Source organism: Weizmannia acidilactici (assembly GCF_008974225.1).
Classification (GTDB): domain Bacteria; phylum Bacillota; class Bacilli; order Bacillales; family Bacillaceae_C; genus Weizmannia; species Weizmannia acidilactici.
On sequence record NZ_BKZR01000108.1, the window covers coordinates 1 to 972 of the forward strand.

The 972-nt window shown below is 40.4% G+C and carries 1 protein-coding gene; it reads left to right on the forward strand.

What is annotated here, in order from left to right; translation table 11 throughout:
- Positions 1 to 358: 358 nt before the first annotated feature.
- Complete coding sequence (locus tag GBH70_RS16435) at positions 359 to 844, forward strand: PTS sugar transporter subunit IIA (protein ID WP_151682019.1); 486 nt, start codon at positions 359 to 361, stop codon at positions 842 to 844.
- Positions 845 to 972 lie beyond the last annotated feature (128 nt).

Sequence of the window (972 nt, forward strand, 5' to 3'; positions counted from 1 at the left end):
TTACAAAAAATTACGATATGATTTTTAACTTTTTCTAGCTAATGTTCGTCATAACGAATATAATGGAGCTAAGGTTTTGCAGGTATAAGGTTTCATTCTATTTGGGGGATTTATGAAAAAAACAACTACTGTCATCATGGGGGCGGCATCTGCATACTATTCTCAACAGTTTAGTCAGGCCGGGCTTTTGCTGCCGGAAACGGGAATGACTTAAGGCAGGAAATCCCTTGCACCACGGACTACTTGAAATATCATTCTCACACATTGAATAAAAATCCGGCACTTTCATTGAAAGCTGCCGGATTTATGCTTAGGTGGTAAAATAATATTATATTTTAAAACAAGGCAGGTGTCCTTCTTGTTTCCATTTTTCCATAAAAAAAGAAAAGAAGAACATATTTTTGCGCCTGTAAGGGGTGAAGTGGTTGCCATTGAAGATGTCCCCGACCCCATTTTTTCCGAAAAAATGATCGGGGATGGATTAGCGATAAAACCGTCGGACGGCCATTTAGTTTCTCCGTTTGACGGGGAGGTGATCCAAGTATTCCCTACCAAACATGCCATCGGGCTCCGCGGGGAATCGGGGTTGGAACTTTTGATTCATATTGGATTGGAAACGGTATCTTTAAATGGGGAAGGTTTTAAAACGGCAGTACAGGCGGGGGATCAGGTGAAAAAGGGCGCCCCGCTTCTCACATTTAATCTTGCTTTTATTAAAGAAAATGCAGCAGATACCATTACGTCCATTGTCATTACAAACGGTGAAATCGTTAAATCACTTGATAAGAAAACAGGCATTGAAGCAGTGGCGGGTAAGACAGAAATCATGTGGGCTACCATATAGAAAGGGAATTTCCAAAAGTACGGGATCGAATGGGTAGTTCATAAAGCATTCCTGTTGAAGGAAAAGTACGCTGATCATTTTATAATATAACAATTTATTCCGGCATTTATTAGACGGTTGCCGGAATT